Below are 4,038 nucleotides of genomic sequence, written 5' to 3' on the forward strand. Positions count from 1 at the left end.
ACTACGGGTTGTACCAGGTGCTGCTCTGCACCGCGGCCGGCGCCTCTCCTGGAGCAGGGTCAGCGTCTTTGCCAGGGAGGGCACCAGCGGGACGATCGTGACGCCGTACCGCTCGATCAGGCCGGGTAGGCGCAGGTCCTCGGCGCGCGAGGCGAGGACGAGGGCGGCGCCGGCCGCGGTGCAGAGCAGCACCTGGTACAACCCGTAGTCGAAGGAGAGCGGCAGCCTGCACAGCACGGTGTCGTCGGCCCGGTAGCCGAGCACGGCGCCGATCGCGTCCACCGCGGCCCGCACCTGCCGGTGCGGGCAGATCACGCCCTTGGGCCTGCCGGTGGTGCCGGAGGTGTACAGCAGGGCGGCGGGCGAGTCGGCGGGGACGTCCGCGGTGTGGCCGTCGGGACGGGCGCGGCGGATCTCCCGGCGGGCGGTGTCGGGCGGGACGGTGTAGCGGGCAGCCGCTCCCCCACCGGCCGGGCAGACCGCCACGGCCGGGGTGCAGTCCCGCACGATGTGGTCGATCTGGGCGTCGGTCAGTTCTTGGTGGACGGGGACGAAGACGGCGCCGATCCGCAGGGTGGCCCAGAACAGGGCGACGAAGAGGCGGTCGTTGCCGCCGGCGTGCAGCACCCGGTCCTCGGGGCCGACCCCGTGGTCGCGCAGCCAGCGGGCGGCGCGGTCCACCAGCGCGCCGAGCGCGGCGTGGTCGAGGGCGCCTTCGGCGTCGACGACGGCGATCCGGTCGGGGCTGTCGGCGCGGCGGCGGGCGAGCAGGTCAGAGACGGACATGCGTGCCCTCCTGGGGCGGGTGCGGCGCGGCGGCGGTCAGGCGCTGCGCGGCGGCCATGTCTCGGGGGGTGCCGACGGGATGGACGGCGAGCCCCGCGGGGTGGCGCCGCAGCAGGCCGGTGAGGGTGCGGTCCGGCGGGAGGGTCAGAGTCAGCCGGGGTGCCAGGCGGGCGAGCCGGTTGAGGCAGAGGTCCCAGCGGACCGGGCGCACGAGCTGCTCCACCAGCCGGTGGCGGATCTCGTCGGGGCACAGCCGCACGTCGCCGTCGGCGTTGGACAGCAGCAGCGCCCGTGGCGGGTCGAAGCGGGTGGCGGAGGCGGCGCGGGCGAATGCGCGGCGGGCCGGCTCCATGTAGGGGGTGTGGAAGGCGCCGGCGACGGCGAGCCCGCGCACGGCGGCGCCGGGCGGCGGAGCGGCGGTCAGCTCCTCGACGGCCTGTACGGGGCCGGCGGCGACGATCTGGCCGGGGCCGTTGAAGGTGGCCGGGACCAGGTCGAGTTCCCGGAGGCGGGCGAGCACCTGGCTCTCCTGGCCGCCCACGACGGCTGCCATGGTGGTGGGCGTGTCGGCACAGGCGGCCGCCATGGCCCGCCCCCGGACAGCCGCCAGCCGGATGGCGTCCTCAGGGGTGAGGACCCCGGCGTAGACGCAGGCGGTGAGCTCGCCGACGGAGTGCCCGGCGGCGACCAGGGCTCGGTCGCGGGCCGCCGGGGCGAGCGCCTGATGGGCCAGCAGTCCCTGGGCGACCAGCAGCGGCTGGGTGTTCTCGGTGCGGTCGATCTGCGCGGCGGGGGCCCGGGTGCCGAGGTGGATCAGGTCCGCGTCGGCCAGGTCCGACCACTGCCGCACGAGGGCGGCGGATTCCGGGTCGCGCAGCCAGGGCGTCAGCATGCCGGGGCGCTGGGACCCCTGGCCGGGTGCCAGGACGGCGTACATGTGCGGGGCCTTCCGTTACGGGGGAGGGAGCGGGAACGGGCACCGGGGGCGGGCCCGGCCGGACGCGTGGTGCGTCAGATGCGGCCGGTGCTCTTGGCGAACCGGCGCACGGCGGCGACGGAGAAGACGGCCAGCCATGCGAGGGTGTTGGCCAGGGCGCCGACCAGGCTGGAGTGCTCGCCGCCGAAGGACCAGCCGTCGGTGAGCGGGTAGCGGGCGAGCGTGGAGACGCCGTACATCGGGGTGAACTTGGAGATGTCCAGCATCACGCCGCTGAGCGGGATGAAGAGGTTGCCCAGGAAGGCGAGCGCGGTCATCATCAGCCCGGGCATGTGCATCACCACGTCCGGCTTCATGGCGAGCCCCATCAGGATGCCGAGTGCGGCGAACACGGCGGCGCCCAGCCAGGCGGTGAGCAGGGAGACGACCCACACCTTCGTGTCGGCCTCGGCGCCGGTGGCGGCGCCGAGCACCCCGACGACGACGACCGGGACCGCGGCCATCAGCACCGAGGACACCGTCTTGACCAGCAGGTAGCCCGGTGGGGTGAGGGGGGTGAGGGCGATGGTCCGCATCCAGCCGGCGGAGCGCTCGATGGAGATGGTGGCCGCCGAGCTGGTGGCGGCCATGCCGGCGCCGTAGGCGGCGATGCCGATCATCATCCAGGCGGCGAAGTTGCCGTGCGGGACCGAGCCGTGGGAGGGGGCGGTGCGGAACAGGGCGAGGTAGAGCACCGCCGGCAGGAGCAGGGTGAAGACGGTCGTCTGGCGGTTGAACCGGCGGCGCAGCTCGTGCCCGAGGAAGACCGGGTTCACGCCGAGGAACGCGGTGCGCGGACGATCGGCGGCGGGGGCGGGGGCGGTGGCGGAGGCGGAGTGAGGGGTCATCGCGTGGTCCTTCCGGTGGTTTCGGCCTGGCTGGTCAGGGCGACGAACGTCTCCTCGAGGCTGCGGGGGGCGACCTCGATGGCGGTGGCCGAGGTCTCGTTGACCAGCAGCCGCAGCAGCGCGTCGGAGTCGCCGGTCTCCAGGTGGTGGCGGTCGCCGCGGACGGTGGCGCGCCGCACCAGGGGGGAACCGGTGGTGAGGTGGGCGTCGGTGGGGCTCAGCCGGGCGGAGACGGTGCGTCCGCTGATGGCGGTCCGCAGGGAGGAGGCGGAGCCGTCGGCGATGACCCGACCCCGGTCGACCATGACCACGCGGTCGGCGTACAGGTCCGCTTCCTCCATGTAGTGGGTGGCGAACAGGACGGTGACGCCGCGCCGGGTCTCCTCGCGGACGGCGGCCCAGAACGCACGGCGGGCGGTGACGTCCATGCCGGCGGTCGGCTCGTCGAGGAGAAGGAGCTGCGGGGCGGACAGCAGGGCGATGGCGAACCGGATGCGCTGCTGCTCGCCTCCGGAGCAGGCGCCGACCTTGCGGTCGCGCAGCGCCGTGACGCCGGCCCGGTCCATGGTCCGCTCCGGGTCGGCGCCGGGATGCAGGGAGCCGAGCATCCGCAGGGTGGCGCCGACGGTCAGGTCGGGCAGCAGGCCGCCGGACTGCAAGACGGCGCCGACCTGTCCGTCGCGGACCGCATGCCGGGGTTCCTGCCCGAACACCGTCACGCGTCCCTGGTCCGGTGTGGTCAGGCCCAGGAGCATGTCGACGGTGGTCGACTTGCCGGCGCCGTTCGGGCCGAGGAAGGCCACGGCCTCGCCGCGTCGGAGCCGCAGGTCCATGCCGTCGACGGCGGTCAGCTTCTCGCCCTTGGCCGTGGTGAAGCGCTTGACGACGGCGGTGAGCACCGCCGCGTCCGGGTGTTTGCCCACTCCCGGCGTGAGAGGGGTCCGACTGTCGCTCATGATCGAAGTCCTCATTCGTTTGCGTTGGCCGGAATCGTTTGGCCGGAATGTTCTGGCAGAAATCAATCTGCGCCTGCCGCCTATTGCCGGGCACCGGCCCGGCTACGCGCCGGCTATCCGCCCGCTATCGACTGCTCTCGGGGGCGATATCCGTGCAGCTCAGCGGGTGGTCCGTCCGGCGGGAAATCGTTCATGATTCATGCGGGGATCCCCTTTGACCGACCCGGCACAAGGGTTTCGTGGCGGATTCACCCGCCCTCCCGGCACGGAACAGGTCCCTTTCCGGCCAGTCGCAGGGCGGGGCGGCGCGGTGTCCGACGGGAAGGTGGGTCGCCTGGCGACGTGGCGGGATCACCCGACGAGGCCGCGGGATCACCCGACGAGGCGGCAGGGTCGCCGCCTCGTCGGGTGTGGTCGCCTTCCGCTCGCCGGGGCGTTGCCCGTCGGGGTCATCCGGTGGCGGGGCCGCGCC

General features: G+C 74.0%; 5 protein-coding genes. 1 reads left to right on the plus strand and 4 read right to left on the minus strand.

Translation table 11 applies throughout. From position 1 onward, the window contains the following. From C6N75_RS21365 to C6N75_RS21380, 4 genes are all read right to left on the minus strand, one after another. A partial coding sequence (locus C6N75_RS21365; protein WP_146132628.1) for a class I adenylate-forming enzyme family protein occupies positions 1–786 on the minus strand: 786 nt, incomplete at its 3' end. Continuing rightward, positions 773–1,723, minus strand: a complete 951-nt coding sequence (locus C6N75_RS21370; RefSeq protein WP_105870525.1) for an ACP S-malonyltransferase — start codon at positions 1,721–1,723, stop codon at positions 773–775. The genes C6N75_RS21370 and C6N75_RS21365, both read right to left, overlap by 14 nt. Positions 1,724–1,797: 74 nt before the next feature. Continuing rightward, the gene (locus C6N75_RS21375; protein WP_105870526.1) at positions 1,798–2,610 is read right to left on the minus strand and encodes an ABC transporter permease; all 813 of its coding nucleotides are present in this window, start codon (positions 2,608–2,610) and stop codon (positions 1,798–1,800) included. After that, positions 2,607–3,566 carry an ABC transporter ATP-binding protein gene (locus C6N75_RS21380; RefSeq protein WP_105870527.1) on the minus strand — a complete coding sequence of 320 codons (960 nt, stop codon included), beginning with the start codon at positions 3,564–3,566 and terminating at the stop codon, positions 2,607–2,609. The genes C6N75_RS21375 and C6N75_RS21380 overlap by 4 nt, the downstream gene beginning before the upstream one ends. On the opposite strand from C6N75_RS21380, the gene C6N75_RS31120 reads away from it, so the two are divergent. Next, entirely contained in the window at positions 3,565–3,762 is a 198-nt protein-coding gene (locus tag C6N75_RS31120) for a hypothetical protein (RefSeq protein ID WP_219852895.1), read from the plus strand. The two genes, C6N75_RS21380 and C6N75_RS31120, sit on opposite strands and share 2 nt — an antisense overlap. Positions 3,763–4,038 lie beyond the last annotated feature (276 nt).

The sequence above is a fragment of the Streptomyces solincola genome, from assembly GCF_002982015.1.
GTDB lineage: Bacteria > Actinomycetota > Actinomycetes > Streptomycetales > Streptomycetaceae > Streptomyces > Streptomyces solincola.